At 70.0% G+C, this 23,370-nt stretch carries 13 protein-coding genes and 1 pseudogene; 3 read left to right on the top strand and 11 right to left on the bottom strand.

The window, feature by feature from the left end; translation table 11 throughout:
- Positions 1-3: 3 nt before the first annotated feature.
- From OG285_RS27770 to OG285_RS27760, 3 genes are all read right to left on the bottom strand, one after another.
- Entirely contained in the window at positions 4-4,302 is a 4,299-nt protein-coding gene (locus tag OG285_RS27770) for a LamG-like jellyroll fold domain-containing protein (protein WP_371792542.1), read from the bottom strand.
- A gap of 340 nt (positions 4,303-4,642) precedes the next feature.
- On the bottom strand, positions 4,643-4,957 hold the full coding sequence (locus tag OG285_RS27765; protein ID WP_356824808.1) for a chorismate mutase: 315 nt from the start codon (positions 4,955-4,957) through the stop codon (positions 4,643-4,645).
- A gap of 11 nt (positions 4,958-4,968) precedes the next feature.
- Complete coding sequence (locus tag OG285_RS27760) at positions 4,969-5,847, bottom strand: helix-turn-helix domain-containing protein (RefSeq protein ID WP_371792541.1); 879 nt, start codon at positions 5,845-5,847, stop codon at positions 4,969-4,971.
- 231 nt (positions 5,848-6,078) lie between these two features.
- Here OG285_RS27760 and OG285_RS27755 point away from each other — a divergent pair, with 231 nt between their 5' ends.
- Entirely contained in the window at positions 6,079-7,827 is a 1,749-nt protein-coding gene (locus OG285_RS27755) for a beta-galactosidase family protein (RefSeq protein WP_371792540.1), read from the top strand.
- Positions 7,828-7,909: 82 nt separating this feature from the next.
- Here OG285_RS27755 and OG285_RS27750 read toward each other — a convergent pair whose 3' ends face one another.
- On the bottom strand, positions 7,910-11,017 hold the full coding sequence (locus tag OG285_RS27750; protein WP_371792539.1) for an endo-alpha-N-acetylgalactosaminidase family protein: 3,108 nt from the start codon (positions 11,015-11,017) through the stop codon (positions 7,910-7,912).
- A 193-nt stretch (positions 11,018-11,210) separates the two neighbouring features.
- Complete coding sequence (locus tag OG285_RS27745) at positions 11,211-11,993, bottom strand: serine protease (RefSeq protein ID WP_356824816.1); 783 nt, start codon at positions 11,991-11,993, stop codon at positions 11,211-11,213.
- Positions 11,994-12,126: 133 nt separating this feature from the next.
- Between OG285_RS27745 and OG285_RS27740 the strand changes: the two genes are divergently transcribed.
- A complete protein-coding gene (locus OG285_RS27740) occupies positions 12,127-13,017 on the top strand; it encodes a hypothetical protein (RefSeq protein WP_371792538.1) in 891 nt (296 codons plus the stop codon).
- A gap of 71 nt (positions 13,018-13,088) precedes the next feature.
- Here OG285_RS27740 and OG285_RS27735 read toward each other — a convergent pair whose 3' ends face one another.
- Positions 13,089-14,660 carry a DEAD/DEAH box helicase gene (locus OG285_RS27735; RefSeq protein WP_371792537.1) on the bottom strand — a complete coding sequence of 524 codons (1,572 nt, stop codon included), beginning with the start codon at positions 14,658-14,660 and terminating at the stop codon, positions 13,089-13,091.
- A 95-nt stretch (positions 14,661-14,755) separates the two neighbouring features.
- Positions 14,756-14,959, bottom strand: coding sequence for a cold-shock protein (locus OG285_RS27730; RefSeq protein ID WP_015607926.1), 204 nt, complete (start codon positions 14,957-14,959; stop codon positions 14,756-14,758).
- 474 nt (positions 14,960-15,433) lie between these two features.
- On the opposite strand from OG285_RS27730, the gene OG285_RS27725 reads away from it, so the two are divergent.
- Positions 15,434-15,805, top strand: coding sequence for a VOC family protein (locus tag OG285_RS27725; protein WP_356824822.1), 372 nt, complete (start codon positions 15,434-15,436; stop codon positions 15,803-15,805).
- A gap of 120 nt (positions 15,806-15,925) precedes the next feature.
- Here the strand turns inward: OG285_RS27725 and OG285_RS27720 are convergent.
- From OG285_RS27720 to gltB, 4 genes and pseudogenes are all read right to left on the bottom strand, one after another.
- Positions 15,926-16,294 (bottom strand): annotated as a pseudogene (locus OG285_RS27720) (VOC family protein); the annotation flags it as partial.
- A 40-nt stretch (positions 16,295-16,334) separates the two neighbouring features.
- Positions 16,335-16,922 carry a HutD family protein gene (locus OG285_RS27715; RefSeq protein ID WP_371792536.1) on the bottom strand — a complete coding sequence of 196 codons (588 nt, stop codon included), beginning with the start codon at positions 16,920-16,922 and terminating at the stop codon, positions 16,335-16,337.
- A gap of 210 nt (positions 16,923-17,132) precedes the next feature.
- Positions 17,133-18,611: a glutamate synthase subunit beta gene (locus tag OG285_RS27710; protein WP_356824826.1), complete on the bottom strand. Its 1,479-nt coding sequence runs from the start codon at positions 18,609-18,611 to the stop codon at positions 17,133-17,135.
- A complete protein-coding gene (gene gltB, locus OG285_RS27705) occupies positions 18,604-23,181 on the bottom strand; it encodes a glutamate synthase large subunit (RefSeq protein ID WP_371792535.1) in 4,578 nt (1,525 codons plus the stop codon). The genes OG285_RS27710 and gltB overlap by 8 nt, the downstream gene beginning before the upstream one ends.
- Between the last annotated feature and the right edge of the window lie 189 nt (positions 23,182-23,370).

Below are 23,370 nucleotides of genomic sequence, written 5' to 3'. Positions count from 1 at the left end.
GGATCAGGGGCCGGGGTTGGTCGCCAGATCGACTCCGCCGGCGAGCTCGGCGATCTGCTCGTCAGTGGCAACGCCCTGAAGCATCCACACGTCGTCGATGCCACCCGACCAGTACTCACCGAAGCTTCCACCGGTCCGGGTTCGGCCGAGCTGCAGTCCCTGGGACGCGTCAAAGGGATGCACGTCCGAGTTCCAGGAGGCCTTCTCCGTACACGCGGGGTCGTTGGGTACGCCATCGTCATCGTCGTCCAAGCACGATGTCTGGCGTACCTCTCCGTTCACGTACAGGCGCATTTCGGTGGTGAAGGCGTCGTAGACGACGGTGATGTTGGTCCAGGTGTTGTCCTGGAAGTTGGTGTGCTCCGCGACGGTGTGTGTCGTGGTGGTGCCGTCGGTGTCTGCCATGTCCAGCTGCCAGGCGCCGGCGTTCACCGGGTCTTTCTTGTCCGGCATGTAGCGGACGGTGAATGCGCTGTTCTTCGCTCCGGCCTGACTCATCACCGTCACTGGGTGATCAGGGCGACCGGGAGTCGTCACCCAGGTGCTGGCGGTGAAACTGGCGTTGGTGTGCAGCGGTGAGGCCGCGGTGGCGGCGTAGCTGCTGGTGGTGCCGTCCAGAAGCAGACCGCCGATGCCGACGTAGTTGTTGCTGCCACTGGTGTCGATGCTCGCGCCGGACCCCAGGGTCAGCGGGTGCCGGGCGGTTGAAGTCGGCAGGTCGTCCGGAGAGACGGCCGGGCTGCCCGCCGCGCCGTCCAGCCTCCAGCGGCCTTCGACGATCGGACGTGCGCGGTACAGGTCCGATGCCTCAGGTGCCGACAGCGCCCGGTCGTACACCTGCACGTCGTCGACCTGTCCGGGAAAGAAACTGTCGGGTTTCCCGCTGTAGGAACCAGCGCCGATCCGGACGGGCCCGCCGCCGTAGAAGGGGGCCGTGAATTTGGCAGTGGAGACCCACACGCCATTCACGTAGAGGCGCAGGTCGTTGGTTACCGCGTCATAGGAACCGAGAAGCTGTGTCCACTCACCGGCCGGCGACTTCGTGGTGCCGCCCTGAGAGGCGCGCACCGGGGTCCCGGCAGTGCTGTCGGCGGTGTACTGATTGAAGGACCAGCCATAGGTGGGCGAGTAGTAGAGCTCGAACCCGGGCTTCACCTTGCCGGTCTGAGTGGCGACGATCCCTGCGTGGGTCGGCTTTGTTGAGAGCCTCGCCCAGGCGACAACGGAGAAACTGGCCTGATTGTTGACATGCGGAGAAACAGTGGTGGCGTAGTCGTCCACTCCGTCCAGACTCAGTGCCTTGCCATAGGCGCCCGCTTCGCCGGGCTCGGCACCGTTCTTGAGGACGGCAGCTTCCACATCCGCCTGGCCGTGAAGCTCCATGGTGGGCTTGCCGTCCCCTCCGACAGCTGAATCGTCCAGAGGGAATACCGCGCGGGCCGGACGGCCGGCGTTGAGCGACTTCTTGCTCGCCAGTTGTGTGACGTCGGCCGGGGCGAGCGGCTTGTCGTAAATCCGTATGTCATCGATGGCGCCCGGAAAGTAGGAGGCGGGTTTGCCGTCGTACGATCCAGCGCCGATCTGCAGGCCGCGATGCGCATCCCACGGTGTGGCGTACGCCGCTGTCCCGGCCAGGCTGCCGTTGACGTACAGGCTCAGCAGGTCGGTGGCGGTGCTGTAGGTACCCGCCAAGTGCACCCATTCATCAGGCTTCACCCCGCCGCCGGAAGCCTGCATGGCGCGCACCGGCGTCGCCGAGGCAGTGTCGGCGGTGTACTGGTCGAAAGCCCAGCGATCGGACGTTTTTGAGTAGTAGAGCTCGAAGCCGGGGCTGTTGTTCCCCGGTTGGGTGGCGATGACTGCCGCACCGTCCGGCATTTTGGAGAGCTTCACCCATGCGGACACCGAGAATCCGGCTGAGGTGACCACGGTGGGAATGTCGGATTGCAGGTAGTCGTGTGCCCCGTCGAAGCTAACGGCATCACCGACCGCGCCTTCGACACCCAGAGTGGGGGCGCCGTTGACTGCGAGAGTGCGGTCTCCCGCACTTCCCTCCGCCTGGCTGGATCCTGCCGCGTCGTCCAGCTTCCACTGTGCCCGGGCCGGCTGACCGGCCTTGACCTTGAACTCATAGGGAATCGGCGCGCTCTTGTTGCCGGCCGCGTCCAGAGTGGCGGCGTACAGGAAGTTCGTTCCCGATTTCGTGGGCCGGAAGCTGACGGTCTTGGCGGCGCCGGCTGTGGTCAGTACTTCGTTGTCCTCGGAGGGTTCCTCGTTGACGCCGAACCAGTACCTGGTGACGCTGGTGTCGGTGGAGGACATGGTGAAATTGCCGTATCGGCCCACCCCGTCGTAACTGGGGTCCGCAGGATCCTCGTCGTTGATGGCCGGGTAGTCGCCGGAGCTGATCTTCGGTCCGGGCGGGGCATCCGGGTCGTAGATGAAGTAGCAGGCAGTCGCCGATCCGGTCTGTGACCAGGGCGAGTAGCTGTAGTACTTGCCGGCGTCGTAGTCGATCGCCCGGGCAGCCCAGTCGACGGTCTTGTTCTTCGGGATCGACGAAGGCAGGGCGGTCGAGAAGTTCGACCCGGACTTCTTCGGGGTCGTCTTCGCCGACGTCCACCGGGCCACGGTGCCCTTGCCGTCCCCGGTGTCCCAGTACGCCTGGAACTGCACACTCACTTGATCGTGGTCCGGGTCTGTGACGTCAGTCGCCTGGATCATCGGGCGGGTGTGCACGGAAACCTTGTTCTCCGGCTTCTTGCACATACCGCCCGGGTTCATGGACAGATGCGACATGGCGATCTGCTTCGGCGGGTTGTTGTACTTGACGCGCAGGTAGGCGTCGTCGGAGAAGCGCTTCCAGCCGAACTTGTCGGTCTCGCTGGAGGCGCGCAGGCCGAAGGACGTGGACGAGTCGTTGTGCGAGGCCGCGTACTTCACGCCGTCGATGGCGTTGAACTCCACATCACCGCCCGGGCACGTGGTGCCGCCTCCGTATGCGACATCCCGGGTCTCAAGACGGTCCAGCCAGTCGTCCTGCGAGTTGTTCCACGTCGTTGCCTTACCTATCCCCTTGGTGCGCCACAGCTCCACCCCCCGGCCGTCGCAGGAGGCGGAGTGGGTTTCGTGCGCCACGAACGTCGCGCTGAGGATGGACTTGCCAGCGAAGGCAGAAGTCGGCATCTGGAAGAAGACTCGCTTGACGTCGTACGGCGCGCAGTAACTCCACTCGCAGTCACCCACGCCCGCGTCCGAGTCGCCGTTGAACCGCCACTGCGGGCTGTCGGCCCAGTACCGCGAAACCATCGTCCACGCACCGGCCTTGGGCGTGTAGGTCTGCGGATCGATGAACACCGGGAAGTGTGTAGCCGCGCTGCCCAGCATGTCCTGATCCGGTGTCAGGCGCAGCTCACTGCCGTCCGCTGCCACTTCCACACCGATCGGAGCCACATTCGAGGCGTCTCCCGGTCCCTCAGCCTCAGCCGCGCCGGCCCTCGGCTCAGCAGTAAGCGCCTTCGCGCTCCGAGTGGCAGCCGGGCCGGCCGAATCCCACATCAGCGGGGTCGGCGCCTCGAAGGCCAGACCGCCCCCGCCGTTGTCGTGCGCTTCCAAACCGCCCTGGGCCGACTCCTTCAAGGTCAGACCGGGCGCATCCACCCCCAGCTTCAGCTCCGCAAGGGCGGGGTTCTTCGCGGCCTCAGCGGTACGCACCACAAGCAGTTGGTGAAAGCCGTCGACGTCGGCCCGCAGCTGCAGGTCCACGTCCGGGAGTACGTTCTTGTAGGTCGCCGTGTCCCCCTCCAGCGCCGGGGCTGGCAGTGAGGTCGGCCAGGAGTACGCCAGCTTCTTCCCCGCCCGCTCCAAGGACACCAACGGGGTGTCGCCGCCGCCGGAGAATGCCATGTCAACGGCTGGGGCAGCGGGAGCAACCGTGCCGTCGCCGGTTTTGGCCAGCGTGTTGTCGACGGGCTTCCATGCCCCGCGTACGCGCGCTCGAACCGGCCGCACATGCTGGACCGCCTCCAACTGCCCGTCCGCGGTGGCGTAGACCTCACTCGACTCCGAACGCAGCGAGGTGATCTCGACATCCGCACCTGTGTCAGCGGCCTTCGCTTCAGCCGCCTGCTCGGTCAGCGCCGTCTTCGCACTCCCCGTGGCCGCAGACGCGGTGAGAGCTCGCCCCGGCGCGGCGAGCGCCTGACCTCCGGCCCCCACAGGCGCGAGCACCCCCGCGACAACCGTCGCCACCACGGTGGCAATCAGCGTCCTGCTGCCGCACTTGTTCATCACTGCACTCATCCCCGCCCACACCGACTCCACAGTCCCCACCCCGGAGTCACAGAATCTTCATAAGTTGCGCGATCTTAACTGCCCCCTACATGCGCACGTCAATAGCAATTAGCATGGACCTGACAAAACCTGCGCCCTACCGAACGGGATCAGTCGATCACCCGGACGTGATCAGTCAACGCATCAACGCCATTCGAGACGGGGCGGATACTTCCCATTCATGGATAAATTGCCCATGTCACGCACAGCTCGGCCCCATCGGGAACGCCTCCGGTAGCCGCGGACCGGCGCCGCGTGGCCGATTGGCACGAGAGCCGGCGCCGGCCCCCGTCCCACCGGCGGGCTCCGGTCAGCTGTCGTCCGCGGAGCCCTCCGCGATGCGTTCGTGGTGTCTGATCACTTCCGCGACGATGAAGTTGAGCAGCTTCTCGGCGAAGGCCGGGTCGAGCCTGGCGCTCTCGGCGAGGCTGCGCAGCCGGGCGATCTGGCGGGCCTCGCGGGCCGGGTCGGCGGGCGGGAGCTGGTTGCGCGCCTTGAGGAGGCCGACCTGCTGGGTGGCCTTGAAGCGCTCGGCGAGCATGTGGACGACGGCGGCGTCGATGTTGTCGATGGACCCGCGCAGGCGGTCCAGCTCGGCCTGTACGGACGGGGCTGTCTCGGTCATGGTCGTCGAGCTTACGTCGTGATCGTCGGCGGGTTGTCGGGGTCCGGTATCTGGTCACTCCAGCCGCCGGGGACGGTGTGTCCCTGCTGCTGGCGGAAGACGACGGGGGCTTTCCCGACCCGGCGGGTGAACAGCCGGGAGAAGTACGCGGGGTCGTCGTAGCCCACCCTGCGGGCGACGGCGGCGACCGGCAGATCGGTGGCGGCGAGCAGTTCCTTGGCCCGGCCGAGACGGATCCCCAGCAGGTAGTCCTTGGGGCTGCAGCCCGCCCCCTGCCGTACCGCGGTGCGCAGTTCGGCCGGGGTCATGCCGTGCCGGGCCGCGTGTTCGGCGACGGTCAGCGGCTGGAAGGCGTCGCGGGCGAGCGCCTGGAGGACGGGGGCACCTTCGGCGTCGGTGTCGGCGCGGGCGCGGCGCAGCGCGACGAGCAGTTCGTGGACGGCGGCCCCGCTCTCCACTTCGAGCAGCGGGTTTCCGCGGCGCGCGGCGCGGACGATCCGCCCCACGGCCGCGCGTGCGCCCGCGACATCGGTGAGCGGGACGACGGGCCGGTCGGGTTCGATGTAGCCGAGTTCGGTGTAGGTGGCGGTGGCGGGCCCGGTGAAGTCGACGAAGGACTCGTCCCAGCCGGTGGCCGGATCGGCTCCGTAGTGGTGGGTGACGCCGGGCGTGATCCAGATGAGCGCGGGCGCGGTGACGGCCGTACGGCGTCCGTCGGCGCCGCGGTACCAGCCGCTGCCCGCGCCGACGACGACGGCGACATGGTGGTCGAGCGTCCGCGGCCCGACCGCGGGCAGGGTGCCGTGCTGGAGGCCCACTCCGAGACAGACGAGGCCGAGCTTGTGGTGGACGGGGCTCGGAGTGAAATAGCGCATCCAGGTGTGGTACATCCCTTTTCCGGCCTCCCTGTACGGCGCGTCGTGATCCATCACGGGCTGTTCACCGCGTTCGCTTGCGTTCCGTCGCCGTCTCGTACGGTCTGTTGCTGTGTCGTGCGGTCTGCCGCTTCCGTCGCGGACCGTGACGGAAGTGTCCGCGCCATGGCGATGTGCTCCGTTGCGTCCAATGAGCGTTGATCTTTGTCCATGGACCGGGCAGCCGCCAGGGGTGAGAGTGTCGACGTGGCTGATTTCACTGTGGGTGACGAGGATTTCCTGATCGACGGGCGGCCGGTCCGGCTGCTGTCGGGGGCACTGCACTACTTCCGGGTGCACGAGGACCAGTGGGGGCACCGGCTGGCCATGCTCCGGGCCATGGGGCTCAACTCCGTGGAGACATACGTCCCGTGGAATCTGCACGAGCCCCAGCAGGGCCGCTTCCACGACGTGCAGGCGCTCGGCCGGTTCCTGGACGCGGCGCACGAGGCCGGTCTGTGGGCGGTCGTCCGCCCGGGACCGTACATCTGCGCCGAGTGGGAGAACGGCGGGCTGCCGCACTGGCTGACCGGAGCACTGGGTCCGCGGGTGCGTACGCGTGACGCTGAGTATCTGCGCCACGTGGACCGCTGGTTCCACCACCTCCTGCACGAGGTCGTCCCCCGGCAGATCGACCGGGGCGGCCCGGTGATCATGGTGCAGGTCGAGAACGAGTACGGCAGCTACGGCTCCGACCAGACCTATCTGCGCCACATGGCGGGGCTGCTCCGCACGCTCGGCGTGAGTGTTCCGCTGTTCACATCGGACGGGCCGGAGGACCACATGCTGACCGGCGGTTCGGTCCCGGGAGTGCTGGCCACGGCCAACTTCGGCGCGGGCGCGCGCGAGGGCTTCGAGGTGCTGCGCCGGCACCGGCCGAAGGGGCCGCTGATGTGCATGGAGTTCTGGTGCGGCTGGTTCGACCACTGGGGTGCCGAGCCCGTCGTACGGGATCCGGCGGACGCCGCGCGGGCGCTGCGGGAGATCCTGGAGTGCGGCGCGTCGGTGAATCTGTACATGGCGCACGGCGGGACGAACTTCGCCGGCTGGGCGGGCGCCAACCGCTCGGGCGAGCTGCACGACGGTGAGCTGCTGCCGACCGTGACCTCGTACGACTACGGTGCGCCGGTCGACGAGTACGGACGGCCGACGGAGAAGTTCTGGCTGTTCCGCGAGGTGCTCGCGGAGTACGCGGCCGGGCCGCTGCCGGAACTGCCGCCGCCGCCCGCCGCGCTGGCGGCGCCCGCCCGGGCCGCGCTCCAGGAGTGGGTGCCGCTCGGCGAGGTGACGGACGCGCTGGGCGGGCCCGAGCAGGTCACGGGCGCTCCGCCGTCCTTCGAGGAGCTGGATGTCGACCGGGGTCTTGTCCGCTACCGCGTCCGGATACCGGGCCCGCGACAGCCGTACCCGCTGACCGCGCCCGGACTGCGTGATGTGGCGCAGCTGTACGTCGACGGGGTGCGTACGGAACTGGGCGCGCCGGTGGCGGGTCCCGCCTCCGTGGAGCTGTGGGTGGAGTCGCTCGGCCGGGTCAACTACGGCCCCCGGCTGGGTGAGCCGAAGGGCCTGACGGGCGGGGTGCTGCACGAGCGGCAGTATCTGCACGGGGTGCGCGCGCGGGGGCTGCGGCTCGACGCGTTCGACGACGCGGCGGCCGTCGCGAAGCTGCCGTTCCGCGCGGTGCCGCCGGGCGGCCCGGATTCCGGGGCCCGGGGGCTGCACCGGGGGACGTTCGAGGTGACCGGGGCCGGGGACGCGACGCTGGAACTGACCGGCTGGGTGCGGGGCTTCGTCTGGGTGAACGGCTTCGGCCTGGGCCGCTACTGGTCGGCCGGGCCGCAGGGTTCGCTGTTCGTACCGGGCCCGGTGCTGCGCGAGGGTGAGAACGAGGTGTGGGTGCTGGAGCTCGCGGGAGCGGCGGCCGAGGGCGGCGAACCGGGGCTGGCGCTCCGCTGAACCGGACCCGCCACCGGGCGGAGACGGCAGGGGCCGGTCCTCGACGCGTTCGAGGACCGGCCCCTGCCGGGACAGGCGGGCCCTACACCTCGCGGACCTCGAACGCGTCGAGGGCGAACTCCGCGACGCCGTCGTCGCCGACCTTGCGCAGCCCCACCCAGGCGTCGCCCTTGGCCGGCGCGGTGAACTCGTAGCTCAGCTGCGTCGGTTCGGTCGCGACGGGCAGTGCCTTGCGGTCCAGCTCACGCGCTGCGGGCTCGTCGACGCCGGTGATCCAGGCGTACTGGCCGGCCGTGTCGTTCTCGTACCGGAAGGAGACCCGGTACCGCTTGGACGGCTCGAAGCGGACGGTGTGCTGGACGGTCCGGTAGACCAGGCCGTCGTTCTCGCCGCGAGACTTGAGCGACTGGCCGCCGTCGATGACGTCATCGATGGCCTTGCCGTTCCAGCCCCGCTGGGTGAACGGCGCGTGCCGCTGCCCGACGTGGGTGCGCGGGTCGGTCGAGCCGCCCGCGTCGCCCTTGACGAAGACGCCCCAGCCCTGCGGGACGTTCTCGAAGTCCTCGAACGCCAGCGCGCCCGCCTTCCGGGTGGGCTTCGCCCCGGCGATCCGCAGGTTGTCGAACCGCACCTGCGCGTCGCCCGCCGCCACCCGCAGCGTGAGGTCGACCCGGCCGCCGCTCTCCGGCACGGTGAAGTACGTGAACATCCGCTGGAAGCGGGTCTCGTGCTTGCGGTCGGCCGCGACGTAGTTGCCCGCGCACGACGTGTCGGTCCAGTTGGCGGCGGTGACACCGTCGGCGGTCCGGATCTCCAGGGCGGCCCGGCGCTGCTCCCCCGCCTTCTTGCCGACTTCCACCTGCACCGATGCGACGTAGGTGCCGGCGGGCAGCCGGCCCAGGCGCTGGCCTACGGTGGTGGCCGCTCCGGCTCCGATCACCAGCTCGTAGTCGCCGATGGTGTTGCGTACGACCGATGCCGGCCCCCCAGCCGGCGTGACCTGCCAGCCCTTCAGAGAGCCGGAGTTGAAACCGGGGTCGTACACCGGGGTGCCCTGCCCCCACCGGGGTTCGGCGGGCGCTCCCACCCGTGCGCGGTACAGCACATAGGGCTGGCCCGCGGTGGCGTCCACGGTGACCTTGCCCGAGCGGACCGCCAGGTCACCGGCGTGCACCCGGCCCTGGTCGGTGAGCCGGTAGAGCGCGACGCGCGAGGAGTGCGACCAGCCGCGCGGCAGCTGCCAGGTGGTGCTGCCGCCCTTCGGGTTGTAGTGGTAGAGCTTCTCCGGGTCGGTCGCCCTGCGGGGCTCCCAGGGCAGCAGATAGCTGCCGCCGGTGTAGACGACCCGTCCGTCGGTGGTGATGCGGCGGTTGCCGTCCGTGTCACCGACGACGGTCCCGGTGGGGCCGAAGAAGGTGATCTCGTGCTCGGTCCACCGCTTGACCGGGTAGGCCTGGAGGTACTTCGCGGGCAGCGCCTCGGTCCAGATGATGTCGTAGAAGGCGTTCCAGTCGGTCTTGTTGACCCAGCCCTCGAAGTTGCCCATCCGCCCGGCGCCCAGCAGGGTGGGCCACTTGTTGGAGAAGACGTCCTTCTGGTGGTTGCGGATGAAGCGGATCAGCTGCGAGTTGATGCCGCGCGAGGTGTCCGCGCCGTAGTCGGTCTCGTTCGCCCAGTGCGACCAGACCGAGGAGCGCTCCAGGCCGTGTCCCCACTCGCTGCTGACCGTCCAGCCCTGCTCGCGCAGAGCGCGCTGGAGCCGGTCGCCGTTCCAGCCGGACTCACGGAAGACGTCGAAGTAGATGGCGTTGAGCGCGGGATGCGCGTCGTCGCGCAGGTCCTTGAGCCGCTTGATGATGTCGCCCGAGACGAGGTCACGCCGGGAGTCGATGCGGTAGGACTGGTCGAGCCAGTCCCACTGCTTGTCGGTCTTGTCGACGAGCTTCTCGGAGAAGGCGTGGGCGACGGGATACGACTCGGTGGCGTTGACGTGCACGCTGAAGTCGCTGTTCCACTTGCTGCCCTCCTTGACGAGGGTGTTCATGTCGGCGAGACCGCCGGCCCGCTCGTTGTAGTTGCCCGCGTAGTCGGGGTGGGCTGAGTCGTGGCCCTCCGACTGGTACCCCTTGAGCAGCGTGTACTGGCGCAGCCCGTCCGTGGCGAGCGAGATCCGCTTGACGTTGTCGAGCGTCGCGAGGAACGGGTTGGTGGCCTGCGAGGCGAAGTTGAACGGGATGTGCGGGACGACCCGAAGATGGGTGTCGTCCGCGCCGAGCGGGGTCACCATGACGTCGCGGAAGGCGATGGCAGCGTCCTGCCAGTCGACCACGCCGTCGCCGTTGCGGTCCCGGGTGACGATGACGGTCGCGTACGGCAGCGGCTCGGTGGCGTCGACCGGCGAGGTGTCCGCGCGGTGGGTCCACTGGCCGCACGCCAGCTGCGCCTTGACGTAGCCGTCCTTCTTGACGGTCTGCCGCCACATCCGGCCGTTCTCCCAGGTGGCGCCCGGGGTGTCGGCCGGCTTGTCGTAGACCGTGTTGGTCTCGACGGCCCCGCCGAGCCCGTCGTGCGCCACCACGGCGTACGCACAGCCGGCCGGCGCCGCGTCCGCCGCGCTGTCCGGCGTGACCTTCACCAGGGTGTCGCCGCTCTTGGCCTTGTCCAGGTCGAGCTTGGCGGCCAGCAGGGTGGCACCGGGCTGGTCGCTGCGTACGGAGAGGAAGGCGAGTGCGGGGATCTCCAGCGTCCCGACGCGCAGCGCCGCGGTGTCCGCGATGCGGGTGACCCGCCAGTCGGTCTGCCATCCGTCGACCCGGATCTCGACCCGGATCTCGGTCCCGCCGTCGAAGGCGAGGGTGTACGCGATCCGGTCCCGGCCCGGCCTGGACGTCACTTTCGGGGTGTGCGCGGTCCCGTCGATCAGCACCGAGGTGACGGGGTCCTCCTGCCCGTGCAGCAGCGCGCCCGTCCGGCGGTCGGTGTACGACACGATGCGCGGGAAGCCGCGGTCGACGCGTACGTCGAGGGCTTCGGAACGCAGGACGGCCCCGGCTCCGCCGGCGGTCCCGGAGCCCGTGGTCGCTGCGTCCGCCGCGAAGGCGGACGGGGTGGCGAATGCCGCGCCGACACCGGCCAGCGCGGTGGCGGCCACAACGGTCCTGCGGCTGGGCCCTCGGTCTTCTTCGTGCACGCTCGCTCCTCCATCGCGACGATCATCCGTGCACGTCACGATGGAGGGGCGGGGCGTGTGAGCCTATGGACAAAGGAGGGACAGGTCTTGGACTAAAGCGAAATCCGGCGCTTTGCCCGGGGCCCGCGCCCCTTCGTCCGACCGGCTTGACCGGCCTTTTACCCGGCTCGTGCGCCGGGCGCCCGACACGGCCTCAGTGCAGCGCGGCCGCGGCCGACTTGATGTCCGCCGAGAGGGCGGACACCTGGCTGTACACACCCGGGTAGCCCGGCTCGGCGCAGCCCTGGCCGTAGCTCACGATGCCGACCTGGATCCAGGCGCCCTGGTCGTCCTTGCGGAACATCGGGCCACCCGAGTCGCCCTGGCAGGTGTCGACGCCGCCCTTGTCGACGTCTCCGGCGCAGATCTCGTCACCGGCGTTGAACTGCGTTCCGTACGCCTCCCCGCACTGCGCGTCGGACACGTACGGGACGGTCGCCTGCCGCAGATAGCGCTGCTGGGCGCCGTCCTCGCTCGTCGAGCCCCAGCCCGCGATGGTGAAGGTTCCCTTGTCGTACGCCGTACTGGTGACGGTGGGCAGGGTCGGCAGGTCGAAGGGCGTGGCCAGTTTGACCAGCGCCCAGTCCTTGCCCTTGCCGTCGTAACCGGGGGCCTGGACGACCTGGGTGGACTTGATGTGGACGGCTTGCGGGCTCTGGAGGTCGACGGAGCCCGCGGTGGCGGTGATCGAGGTGTTGGCCCCGGAGCCGGACACGCAGTGGGCCGCGGTGAGGACGATGTCCTTGGCGTAGAGGGCGCCGCCGCATCCCTGGGAGAGATGCACCATAAAGGGGTACTGACCCTCCGCCACCCGGGTGCCTCCGACGACGGGTTCGGGGGCGGTGGCCGAGGCCGGGGCGGGCTGGAGGCTGAGGACGGCGAGTACGGCGGCGCCGATGGCCGCGCATCGTCCGATGGTGCGCACTGGCTGGTTCAACGGGCTTCCTCTCGTGGGGGCTGAGGGGTCCTCAAGCCCTGTCCGGACAGGACCTGGTCCCATCGTCCGGAAAGGGCTCCTCCCACGACAATGGCCGCTGTCCGGGGTTTCCGCCCGGCCGTAGAGTGGATGCGTGACGGACGACAGCGAGGTCGTACACGGCTTTCCGCATCTGGAGACCGTGCAGGCGGCGATCACGGCGCTCCACAGGCGCCTCTCGTACGACGGCGTCCTCAGCTACGCGCCGAGCGTCGCCCCCGCCGATGTCGCCTTCACCGACCTGGACGATCTGCATCTGGGCGCCCAGCGGGTGGCCCGTGCGCTGGTCCACCACCTGCGGCTGCCCGAGGCCCGGATGATTGTCGGCTTCCGCGAGATGGAGCACGCGGCGGCGGTCGAACTGACCGCAGGGCCGGAGTACTTCATCGAGCTGAACGACCGCTTCCGTACTCACCGGGGCGACATCGGGGCAGCTCTCGCCCATGAGGTCATGCACGTGCTGTTGCACCGGCTCGGCCTCGGCTTCGCGGGGACCCGGGACAACGAGATCCTCACCGACACCGCGACGACCTATCTCGGGGCGGGCTGGCTGCTGCTGGACGCCTTCCGGGAGGACAAGCTGTCCAGCCAGAAGCTCGGCTATCTCACCCCGGAGGAGTTCGGGTACGTCCTGGCCAAGCGGGCGCTGCTCTTCGACGAGGACCCGTCGATCTGGTTCACCAGTCCGCAGGCGTACACGGCCTACACCAAGGGGCGTGCCCGGGCCGCTCAGGACGGCAGCCGCCCGCCGCTGACCGCGGCGGGCTGGGCCGGGCGGCGGGCCTATGCGAAGCACCGCAGGTCCGCGCTGGAACACGGCGGGCGTACCCCTCCGGGCCTGCCGTACGCCTTCGAGCAGACGGCGGACGGACCGCGCGTCAGTTTCGCCTGCCCGACCTGCCATCAGCGGATCCGGGTACCGGTCAGGGGCCGGGTGCGGGCACGCTGCGGGCTCTGCCACACGGTCCTCGACTGCGACACCTAGCGCGTTCCGCGGGTCGGGGGCCTGGCGCCGGGCCCGCTCCGCGGAGGGGCCCGGTCACACACTGCCGTACGTCAGGCAGCGGCCCTGCGGCCGCCCTGGCCGCCACGGCTCTGACCGCCGCCGCCGGCACCACGGCCGGCGCCGCCACGGCCCTGACCACCCTGGCCGCCGCCCTGACCCTGACCTCCACGGCCCTGGCCACCACGTCGGCCGCGGCCCCCGCGGCCCTGCCCGGACGGGGCGACAGCCCCGGTCGCGGGCCTGCCGGGCCTGGAACGCCGCTGCGGTGCGGTGGCCTGCTGCGGTACGTCGATGACGATCGCCACGCCGGAGGGCTCCTGCGCCCCGGTGATCCGGGTCAGCTCTTCGTCGCTCGACCTGACCCGGGCGGTCCTGGGCGTGATGCCCGCGTCCGACATCAGGCGGGTCATCTCGCGCTTCTGCTCCGGGAGCACGAGCGTGACGACGCTGCCCGACTCGCCGGCCCGCGCCGTGCGGCCGCCGCGGTGGACGTAGTCCTTGTGGTCGGTGGGCGGGTCCACGTTCACGACCAGGTCGAGGTCGTCGATGTGGATGCCGCGCGCCGCGACGTTGGTCGCGACCAACGCGGTGACCTGGCCGTTCTTGAACTGGTCGAGGGTGCGGTTGCGCTGCGGCTGGGAGCGGCCGCCGTGCAGCCCGCCCGCCCGTACACCGCTGGCGAGCAGCCGCTTCACCAGGCGGTCGACGGACCGCTTGGTGTCCAGGAAGAGGATCACCCGGCCGTCGCGGGCCGCGATGCGCGTGGTGACGGCCTTCTTGTCGGTCTCGTCGGCGACGTAGAGCACGTGGTGGTCCATCGTGGTCACCGCGCCCGCCGACGGGTCCACCGAGTGCACGACCGGGTCGGTCAGGAACATCTTGACCAGCCGGTCGATGTTCTTGTCCAGGGTCGCCGAGAACAGCATCCGCTGACCGCCGGGCTCGACCTGCTTGAGCAGGGCGGTGACCTGCGGCATGAACCCCATGTCGGCCATCTGGTCGGCCTCGTCGAGCACGGTGATGCCGACCTGGTCGAGGCGGCAGTCGCCGCGCTCGATGAGGTCCTTGAGCCGTCCCGGGGTGGCGACCAGCACCTCGGCGCCGCGCCGCAGCGCCCCGGACTGCTTGGAGATCGACATCCCGCCGACGACGGTGGTCAGCCGCAGCTGGACCGAGGTGGCGTACGGCGTCAGCGCGTCGGTGACCTGCTGCGCGAGCTCGCGCGTGGGCACCAGCACGAGAGCAAGCGGCGCCTTCGGCTCGGCCCGGCGGCCCGCGACACGGGCCAGCATCGCGAGCCCGAACGCGAGCGTCTTGCCGGAGCCGGTGCGGCCGCGGCCCAGCAGGTCGCGGCCCGCGAGGGAGTTCGGCAGGGTCGCTGCCTGGATCGGGAAGGGGTCGGTCACACCCTGGGCCGCGAGGGTCTTCAGGAGTGCGGCGGGCATGTCCAGCTCGGCGAAGGCCTCGACGGCGGGCAGCGCGGGGGTGATGGTGTCCGGCAGCGTGAATTCGGCAGGCCTGGGAGCTGCCTTGCGGGCCGGAGACTTTGCGGGGGCCTTGCCTCGGCCCCTCGGCGGACTGGTGCGTGCGGGGCGTGCCGGGCGTTCAGCGGAGCGGGTCATGCGGTTCAAGCCTTCCTGCCGGATGTAGGACAGCACAAACCGGGACCCGCACCTTGGAGGTGCGGGCCCCGGTCAGCGAGGTACGCGTCCGACAATTAGGCCGGGACGATGTTCTCCGCCTGCGGGCCCTTCTGGCCCTGCGTGACGTCGAAGGAGACCTTCTGGCCCTCCTGGAGCTCACGGAAGCCCTGGGTGGCGATGTTCGAGTAGTGGGCGAAGACGTCGGCGCCGCCGCCGTCCTGCTCGATGAAGCCGAAGCCCTTTTCCGAGTTGAACCACTTCACGGTACCGGTGGCCATAACATTCTCCTCAACAGGTGCAGTGCCGGAAATTCGCACTTTACGAATTCCGCGTCGCCGCATTGAACCCCATCCGGAGAAAGCCGGAAAACAATAATGCGCCTGTCGGAGCATTCCCGTCAGGCGCACATAAAGTTCATGGGTACCAAAACTGCAACAAGGTCAGCCTAGCACGCTTGTCGCCCGGATGTCTGGACGCACCGGGTCACGAATGATCTCCGTTCACCCCTCCGACCGGTGGTTCCGCCCCGGGCGGATCGCCACGGGCGGTCAACTCGCCTGGGCCGGAAGAGCAGTTGCCCCGGTGCACGGGAACGCCCGGGAAGCCGGCGGAAGGCAGATCGGTCCCCGGACCGTGAACCGGACGGATGAAGGAGTCCCGGCACTGTTCGATTGACGTTCACCCGCGCCCGGGGCGGCCGGGACGCCCCTCCCCCTCCGGGGCGCGCCGGCCCGCAGCCTAGGATTCCGGGCATGATCGCCGAATTGCAGTGCATAGTGCTGGACTGCCCCGACCCCGCAGACCTGGCCGCGTTCTACCGGTCGGTCCTCGGCGGCACCGTCGACCGGCCCGACCCCCGCTGGTCGCTCAGCTCCGACTGGTCCACGCTGCACACCGCGTCCGGTCTCGTGCTGGCCTTCCAGCGCGCCGAGAACCACCGCGCGCCGGCCTGGCCGGACCCGACCAGGCCCCAGCAGTTCCACCTGGACTTCGGCGTGCCCGACCTCGACCGGGCGGAGGTCGAGGTGCTCGACGCGGGCGCCCATCTGCTCGACGACAGCGCACCGGGCTGGCGCATCTACGCCGACCCCGCGGGGCACCCCTTCTGCCTGGTCCGCCACTGAGCGGAGGGCGAGGCGGGCAGGACGCAGGACAGGCTGCACGCGGGACGGGCGGGCAGGCAGGACAGGCCGGCCACCGCGTCGTCCACTGCACGGCAGGCGGAGCGCGGCAGGTCAGCCCCTGGACCGCTCGGCGGTGCTCCGCTCGACACAGAACTCGTTGCCCTCGATGTCGGCCAGCGTCGCCCACCCCCGGCCGTCGGGCCTGCGGTGGTCCTCGACGAGTGTGGCGCCGAGCGCCAGCAGCCGCTCGACCTCCTCCTCGCGGGTGCGGTCCGTCGGCTGGAGGTCCAGATGCAAGCGGTTCTTGATCTGCTTGGGCTCGGGTACCTGGATGAAGAGCAGCCCGAATCCGGTGGCCTGGATCAGCGCCTCGGGGTCACCGGGCCGGTCGTCGTCGGTGAGCGGGATGTCGAGGACCTTGGCCCAGAAGCTGCCGAGCCCATAGGCGTCGGCGCAGTCGACCGTCACATGGCGCACGAAGGAAGTCATGATCGCATCATGCCTCAACCCCCCTGCGGCGCAAGGGAATTCAGCTGCTCCCTGGCCCGGTCCGCGGCCTGCTCCGCAGGGTGACGAGAGCCGTGCGGCCGTCGGCCCGCAGCACACCGGGTGACTCGCCGGTCACCATCGCCGCGTCGAAACGCCCCAGGGCGGCGCCCGAGTCCTCCAGGACCGCGGTCCCGTCCAGTACGACGGCCAGCACGGTGGCGTCCGGCGGGACGCCGACGGTGAGTCTGCCGCGTACGACCGAGGTGAGCGCTTCGGTGAGCGCCTCGCGGTACATCACGTTGAAGTTCACGACGGGGCCGTCGAGCAGCCGTCCGTGCGTCGCCACGTCACCGGCGAAGCGGTGCGGCACGAACCGCTCGTCCGCCCGCAGCGGGACTCCCCCGGGCGTCAGCTCCATCCCCGCGCCGTCCGCCACCGTCAGCACCCTGGTGACCCCGGGGAAGACGGAGAACGGCCCGTCGGCACCGACATCGGCCAGGCTCACCCGCCAGGCGAAGGTGTCCATCCCGGCGCCGTCCGGCGCGGCCGCGATCTCACGGGTGACCCCGCCGCCGTTCTTCCAGGGCGCGGCGGTCCGCCCGGCGGCCCGCAGTATCCGTACCGTCACGCCCGCACCGCCTGTGCCCGCCGGTCCGCGCCCCGGTCCGCCCGCTGATCCATCCGCTTCACCCGCTGGTCCACTCCCTCGCCCGCCCTGTCGTCGTCCGCCGCCCGGAGGCCGGACGCGCCACGGCGCCCACCCAGTGTCCGGTCGGGGACAAGGCAGGCGCCGCGTTCAGTTCCGCACCCCATTGTGCGGGACGTTCTTGTGGGGCCGTCAGACCGTCAGTGCCCGGTCCGTCGGCTTGATCGGGGCGTGCAGCTCGCTGGCGCCCGTGAGGAAACGGTCCACGCCGCGCGCCGCCGAGCGGCCCTCGGCGATCGCCCAGACGATCAGCGACTGGCCGCGGCCCGCGTCACCTGCAACGTACACGCCGGGAACATTGGTCGCGAAGTCGGCATCACGGGCGATGTTCCCGCGGGCGTCGAGCTCCAGGCCGAACTGCTGGACGAGGCCGTTGGCCTGGTCGGTGCCGGTGAAGCCCATGGCCAGGGTGACGAGCTCGGCGGGGATACGCCGCTCGGTGCCCGGCTTCTGCTCCAGCTTGCCGTCCTTGAACTCCACCTCGGCGAGGTGCAGGTACGTGACGTTCCCGACCGTCTCCCCCTCCTCGGGCGCGGAGCCCTCGAAGTGCGTGGTCGAGACGGCGTAGACGCGCTCGCCGCCCTCCTCGTGCGCGGAGGTGACCTTGTAGAGCATCGGGAAGGTCGGCCAGGGCTGGCTCGGATTCCGCTCGTCACCGGGGCGGGGCATGATCTCCAGCTGGGTGACCGAGGCGGCGCCCTGGCGGTGCGCGGTGCCCACGCAGTCGGCGCCGGTGTCGCCGCCGCCGATGACCACGACGTGCTTGCCCTCGGCGGTGATCGGGGCCACCGTGAGGTCACCCTCCTGCACCTTGTTGGCGAGCGGCAGGTACTCCATCGCGAAGTGGATGCCGTTCAGCTCGCGGCCCGGTACGGGCAGGTCCCGGGAGACCGTCGCGCCGGCCGCGATGACCACCGCGTCGTACCTGCGGCGGAGCTTCGCCGCGTCGATGTCGCGGCCGATCTCCGTCTCGGTGCGGAACTTGGTGCCTTCCGCGCGCATCTGCTCGATGCGCCGGTTGATGTGGGACTTCTCCATCTTGAACGCGGGGATGCCGTACCGGAGCAGTCCCCCGATGCGGTCCGCGCGCTCGTAGACGGCGACCGTGTGCCCGGCACGGGTCAGCTGCTGGGCGGCGGCGAGACCCGCCGGGCCGGAGCCGATGACCGCCACCGTCTTGCCGGAGAGCCGCTCGGGCGGCTGCGGGGTGACGTCGCCGCTGTCCCACGCCTTGTCGATGATCGAGACTTCGACGTTCTTGATGGTGACGGCGGGCTGGTTGATGCCGAGGACACACGCCGACTCGCAGGGCGCCGGGCAGAGGCGTCCGGTGAACTCCGGGAAGTTGTTGGTGGCGTGCAGCCGCTCGGAGGCCGCCGACCAGTCCTCGCGGTACGCGTAGTCGTTCCACTCGGGGATGAGGTTCCCCAGCGGACAGCCGTTGTGGCAGAACGGGATGCCGCAGTCCATGCAGCGGCCGGCCTGCTTGCTGATGATCGGCAGCAGGGATCCGGGAACGTAGACCTCGTTCCAGTCCTTCACCCGCTCCTCGACGGGGCGGGTCTGCGCGACCTCGCGGCCCGTTGTCAGAAAGCCCTTGGGGTCAGCCATTGGTCGCCGCCTCCATCATCTTCTCGGTGGTCTCGTTCTCGGAGAGACCTGCCAGCTCAGCGGCGTCCTTGGCGGCGAGCACTGCCTTGTAGGTGGTCGGGATGATCTTGCTGAAGCGGGCGGCCGCGGTGTCCCAGTCGGCCAGCAGCTTCTCGGCCACGGTGGAGCCGGTCTCCTCCTGGTGGCGGCGCACGACGTCGTGCAGCCACTGCTTGTCGGAGTCGTCGACGGGCTCGACCGCGCCGATGTTGCCGGCGTTGACGTTGTCGCGGTCCAGGTCGATGACGTAGGCGACACCGCCCGACATACCGGCGGCGAAGTTCCGCCCGGTCTCGCCGATGACCACGGCGTGGCCGCCGGTCATGTACTCGCAGCCGTGGTCGCCCACGCCTTCCGAGACGACCGTCGCGCCGGAGTTGCGGACGCAGAACCGCTCGCCGGTGCGGCCGCGCAGGAACAGCTCGCCGCCGGTCGCGCCGTAGGCGATGGTGTTGCCCGCGATGGTGGAGTACTCGGCGAGGTGCTCGGCGCCGCGGTCCGGGCGGACGACGACCCGGCCGCCGGAGAGGCCCTTGCCGACGTAGTCGTTGGCGTCGCCCTCCAGCCGGAGTGTCACCCCGCGCGGGGCGAAGGCGCCGAAGGACTGGCCAGCGGAGCCGGTGAAGGTGATGTCGATGGTGTCGTCGGGCAGGCCCGCGCCACCGAACTTCTTCGTCACCTCGTGGCCGAGCATGGTGCCGACCGTCCGGTTGATGTTCCGGATGGCGATCTGCGCGCGGACCGGCTGGGCGGCCTCCGCGGAGTCGGCGTCCAGCGCGTCGGCGGCCAGCTTGATCAGCTGGTTGTCGAGCGCCTTCTCCAGGCCGTGGTCCTGTACGGCGGTGCGGTGGCGTGCCGCGCCCTCGGGCAGCTCCGGGACGTGGAAGAGCGGGTTGAGGTCGAGCCCCTGCGCCTTCCAGTGGTTCACGGCGCGCTCGGTGTCGAGCAGCTCGGCGTGACCGACGGCCTCCTCCAGCGTACGGAAGCCCAGCTCGGCGAGGAGTTCGCGGACCTCTTCGGCGATGAACCGGAAGAAGTTCACGATGTACTCGGCCTTGCCGGAGAAGCGCTCGCGCAGCACCGGGTTCTGGGTGGCGATGCCGACCGGGCAGGTGTCCAGGTGACAGACGCGCATCATGACGCAGCCCGAGACGACGAGTGGCGCGGTCGCGAAACCGAACTCCTCGGCGCCGAGGAGCGCGGCGATGATGACGTCGCGGCCGGTCTTGAGCTGACCGTCGGTCTGTACGACGATGCGGTCGCGCAGGCCGTTGAGCAGCAGCGTCTGCTGGGTCTCGGCGAGGCCGAGCTCCCAGGGGCCGCCCGCGTGCTTCAGCGAGGTGAGCGGGGACGCGCCCGTGCCACCGTCGTGGCCGGAGATGAGGACGACGTCCGCGTGCGCCTTGGAGACGCCCGCGGCGACCGTGCCGACACCGACCTCGGAGACCAGCTTCACGTGGATGCGGGCCGCCGGGTTGGCGTTCTTCAGGTCGTGGATCAGCTGGGCGAGATCCTCGATGGAGTAGATGTCGTGGTGCGGCGGCGGCGAGATGAGGCCGACGCCCGGCGTCGAGTGACGCGTCTTGGCGACCCACGGGTAGACCTTGTGGCCGGGCAGCTGGCCGCCCTCGCCGGGCTTCGCGCCCTGCGCCATCTTGATCTGGATGTCGTCCGCGTTGACCAGGTACTCGCTGGTCACACCGAAGCGGCCGGACGCGACCTGCTTGATGGACGAGCGGCGCGCCGGGTCGTACAGCCGGTCCGCGTCCTCGCCGCCCTCACCGGTGTTGGACTTGCCGCCCAGCTGGTTCATGGCGATGGCGAGGGTCTCGTGCGCCTCCTTGGAGATGGAGCCGTACGACATGGCGCCGGTGGAGAAGCGCTTGACGATCTCGGACGCGGGCTCGACCTCGTCGAGCGGGATGGACTCGCGGCCGGAGGCGAAGCCGAACAGGCCGCGGAGCGTCATCAGCCGCTCGGACTGCTCGTTCACCCGGTCCGTGTACTTCTTGAAGATGTCGTACCGGCCGGAGCGCGCCGCGTGCTGGAGGCGGAAGACCGTGTCCGGGTCGAAGAGGTGCGGCTCGCCCTCACGGCGCCACTGGTACTCGCCGCCGATCTCCAGCTTGCGGTGCGAGGCGGAGATGCCGGACGCGGGATACGCCTTGGCGTGGCGGGCGGCGACCTCGGTGGCGACGACGTCGAGTCCGGCGCCGCCGATCTTGGTCGCGGTGCCGTTGAAGTACGTGTCGACGAAGGACTGGTCGAGGCCGACGGCCTCGAAGACCTGCGCGCCCCGGTAGGAGGCCACGGTCGAGATGCCCATCTTGGACATGACCTTCAGGACGCCCTTGCCGAGGGCGTAGATCAGGTTGCGGATGGCCTGCTCGGGCTCCAGGCCCTCGATGAAGGTGCCGGCGCGGACCAGGTCCTCGACGGACTCCATGGCGAGGTACGGGTTGACGGCGGCGGCGCCGTACCCGATGAGCAGCGCGACGTGGTGCACCTCGCGGACGTCACCGGCCTCGACGAGCAGCCCCACCTGAGTGCGCTGCTTGGTGCGGATGAGGTGGTGGTGGACGGCCGAGGTGAGCAGCAGCGACGGGATCGGGGCGTGCTCGGCGTCGGAGTGCCGGTCGGAGAGGACGATCAGCCGGGCACCGGCCTCGATGGCCGCGTCGGTCTCGTCGCAGATGTCCTTCAGCCGGGCGGCCAGCGCCTCGCCGCCACCGCCGACCCGGTAGAGGCCGGCGAGCGTCGCGGCCTTCATCCCCGGCATGTCGCCGTCGGCGTTGATGTGTATGAGCTTGGCCAGCTCGTCGTTGTCGATCACCGGGAACGGCAGCGTCACGCTGCGGCAGGCGGCCGCGGTGGGCTCCAGGATGTTGCCCGCGGGCCCGAGCGTGGAGCGCAGCGAGGTGACGAGCTCCTCGCGGATGGCGTCCAGCGGCGGGTTGGTGACCTGGGCGAAGAGCTGGGTGAAGTAGTCGAAGAGCAGCCTGGGGCGCGCGGAGAGCGCGGCGATCGGCGAGTCCGTGCCCATCGAGCCGAGCGGCTCGCCCGAGGTGCGGGCCATGGGCGCGAGGATGACGCGCAGCTCCTCCTCAGTGTAGCCGAAGGTCTGCTGGCGGCGGGTGACCGAGGCGTGGGTGTGCACGATGTGCTCGCGCTCGGGGAGGTCCTCGAGCTCGATCTCACCGCTCTCCAGCCACTCCTCGTACGGCTGCTCGGCGGCGAGGCCGGCCTTGATCTCGTCGTCCTCGATGATGCGGTGCTCGGCGGTGTCCACGAGGAACATCCGGCCGGGCTGCAGGCGGCCCTTGCGGACGACCTTCGCGGGGTCGATGTCCAGGACGCCGACCTCGGACGAGAGGACGACGAGGCCGTCGTCGGTCACCCAGTACCGGCCGGGGCGCAGACCGTTGCGGTCGAGGACCGCGCCGACCTGCGTGCCGTCGGTGAAGGTGACGCAGGCGGGGCCGTCCCAGGGCTCCATCATCGTCGCGTGGTACTGGTAGAAGGCCCGGCGTGCCGGGTCCATCGACTCGTGGTTCTCCCACGCCTCGGGGACCATCATCAGCACGGAGTGCGGGAGCGAGCGGCCGCCGAGGTGCAGGAGCTCCAGGACCTCGTCGAACGAGGCGGAGTCCGAGGCGTCGGGGGTGCAGAGGGGGAAGATCCGGTCCAGCTTCTGCGGTCCGAAGAGGTCGGACGCGAGCTGGGACTCGCGGGCCTTCATCCAGTTGCGGTTGCCCTTGACCGTGTTGATCTCGCCGTTGTGCGCGACGAAGCGGTACGGGTGGGCGAGCGGCCAGCTCGGGAAGGTGTTCGTCGAGAAGCGCGAGTGCACCAGCGCGACGGCGGTGGCGAAGCGGCGGTCGGAGAGGTCCGGGAAGAACGGTTCCAGCTGGCCCGTCGTGAGCATGCCCTTGTAGACGATCGTGCGGGCGGAGAGCGAGGGGAAGTAGACACCGGCCTCGCGCTCGGCGCGCTTGCGCAGGACGAATGCCTTGCGGTCGAGCGCGATGCCCGTCGCGGGGGCGTCCTGGCCGTCCGCCGCGTCGGCGACGAAGAGCTGGCGGAACTCGGGCATGGTGGCGCGGGCCAGGCTGCCCAGCAGGTCCGGGGTCACCGGGACGTCGCGCCAGCCGAGGACGGTGAGGCCTTCCTCGGCGGCCAGCGCCTCTATCCGGGAGACGGCGGCGGGGCTGTCGTCGAGCGGCAGGAAGCCGATGCCGACGGCGTACGCGCCCGCTTCGGGAAGCTCGAATGCGGTGGCCTCACGCAGGAAGGCATCGGGTACCTGGAGCAGGATTCCGGCGCCGTCGCCGGAGTCCGGCTCGGATCCGGTGGCGCCGCGGTGTTCGAGATTGCGCAGTACGGTCAGCGCCTGCTCGACCAGCTCGTGGCTGGCCACGCCGGTAAGAGTGGCCACGAACCCGACACCGCAGGCATCGTGTTCGTTGCTGGGGTCGTACATCCCCTGCGGGGCGGGGCGACCCTCCATGGGCGACCAGGCGTGGATGCGCATCGGCTCTCCCGTCGTCGTCGTGGCATATGCAAGTGCATAGGGACGACGTTGGCCCTCTGCGAAATTTCGAGCAGGTTACATGATGGAATGCTTCTCGAAAAGCGGATGTTTCATTCCAGCATGCGGACACCGCAGAGCGGTGGAAGCGGGGGCGACACGGCCGGAGTCAGCGTCCGTGGGCCCGGAACG

Source organism: Streptomyces sp. NBC_01471 (assembly GCF_041438865.1).
Lineage (GTDB): Bacteria > Actinomycetota > Actinomycetes > Streptomycetales > Streptomycetaceae > Streptomyces.
The sequence above is the reverse complement of the archived record's forward strand: the minus strand, read 5'-3'. Positions and strand labels throughout refer to the sequence as shown.

Coding starts and splice junctions, on each gene's coding strand:
- OG285_RS27765 (WP_356824808.1), bottom strand. CDS start 4,957: ATGACCGAGACAGCCCCGTCCGTACAGGCCGAGCTGGACCGCCTGCGC.
- OG285_RS27735 (WP_371792537.1), bottom strand. CDS start 14,660: ATGACCCGCTCCGCTGAACGCCCGGCACGCCCCGCACGCACCAGTCCG.
- OG285_RS27730 (WP_015607926.1), bottom strand. CDS start 14,959: ATGGCCACCGGTACCGTGAAGTGGTTCAACTCGGAAAAGGGCTTCGGC.
- OG285_RS27760 (WP_371792541.1), bottom strand. CDS start 5,847: ATGTACCACACCTGGATGCGCTATTTCACTCCGAGCCCCGTCCACCAC.
- OG285_RS27710 (WP_356824826.1), bottom strand. CDS start 18,611: ATGGCTGACCCCAAGGGCTTTCTGACAACGGGCCGCGAGGTCGCGCAG.
- OG285_RS27770 (WP_371792542.1), bottom strand. CDS start 4,302: ATGAGTGCAGTGATGAACAAGTGCGGCAGCAGGACGCTGATTGCCACC.
- OG285_RS27725 (WP_356824822.1), top strand. CDS start 15,434: ATGATCGCCGAATTGCAGTGCATAGTGCTGGACTGCCCCGACCCCGCA.
- gltB (WP_371792535.1), bottom strand. CDS start 23,181: ATGCGCATCCACGCCTGGTCGCCCATGGAGGGTCGCCCCGCCCCGCAG.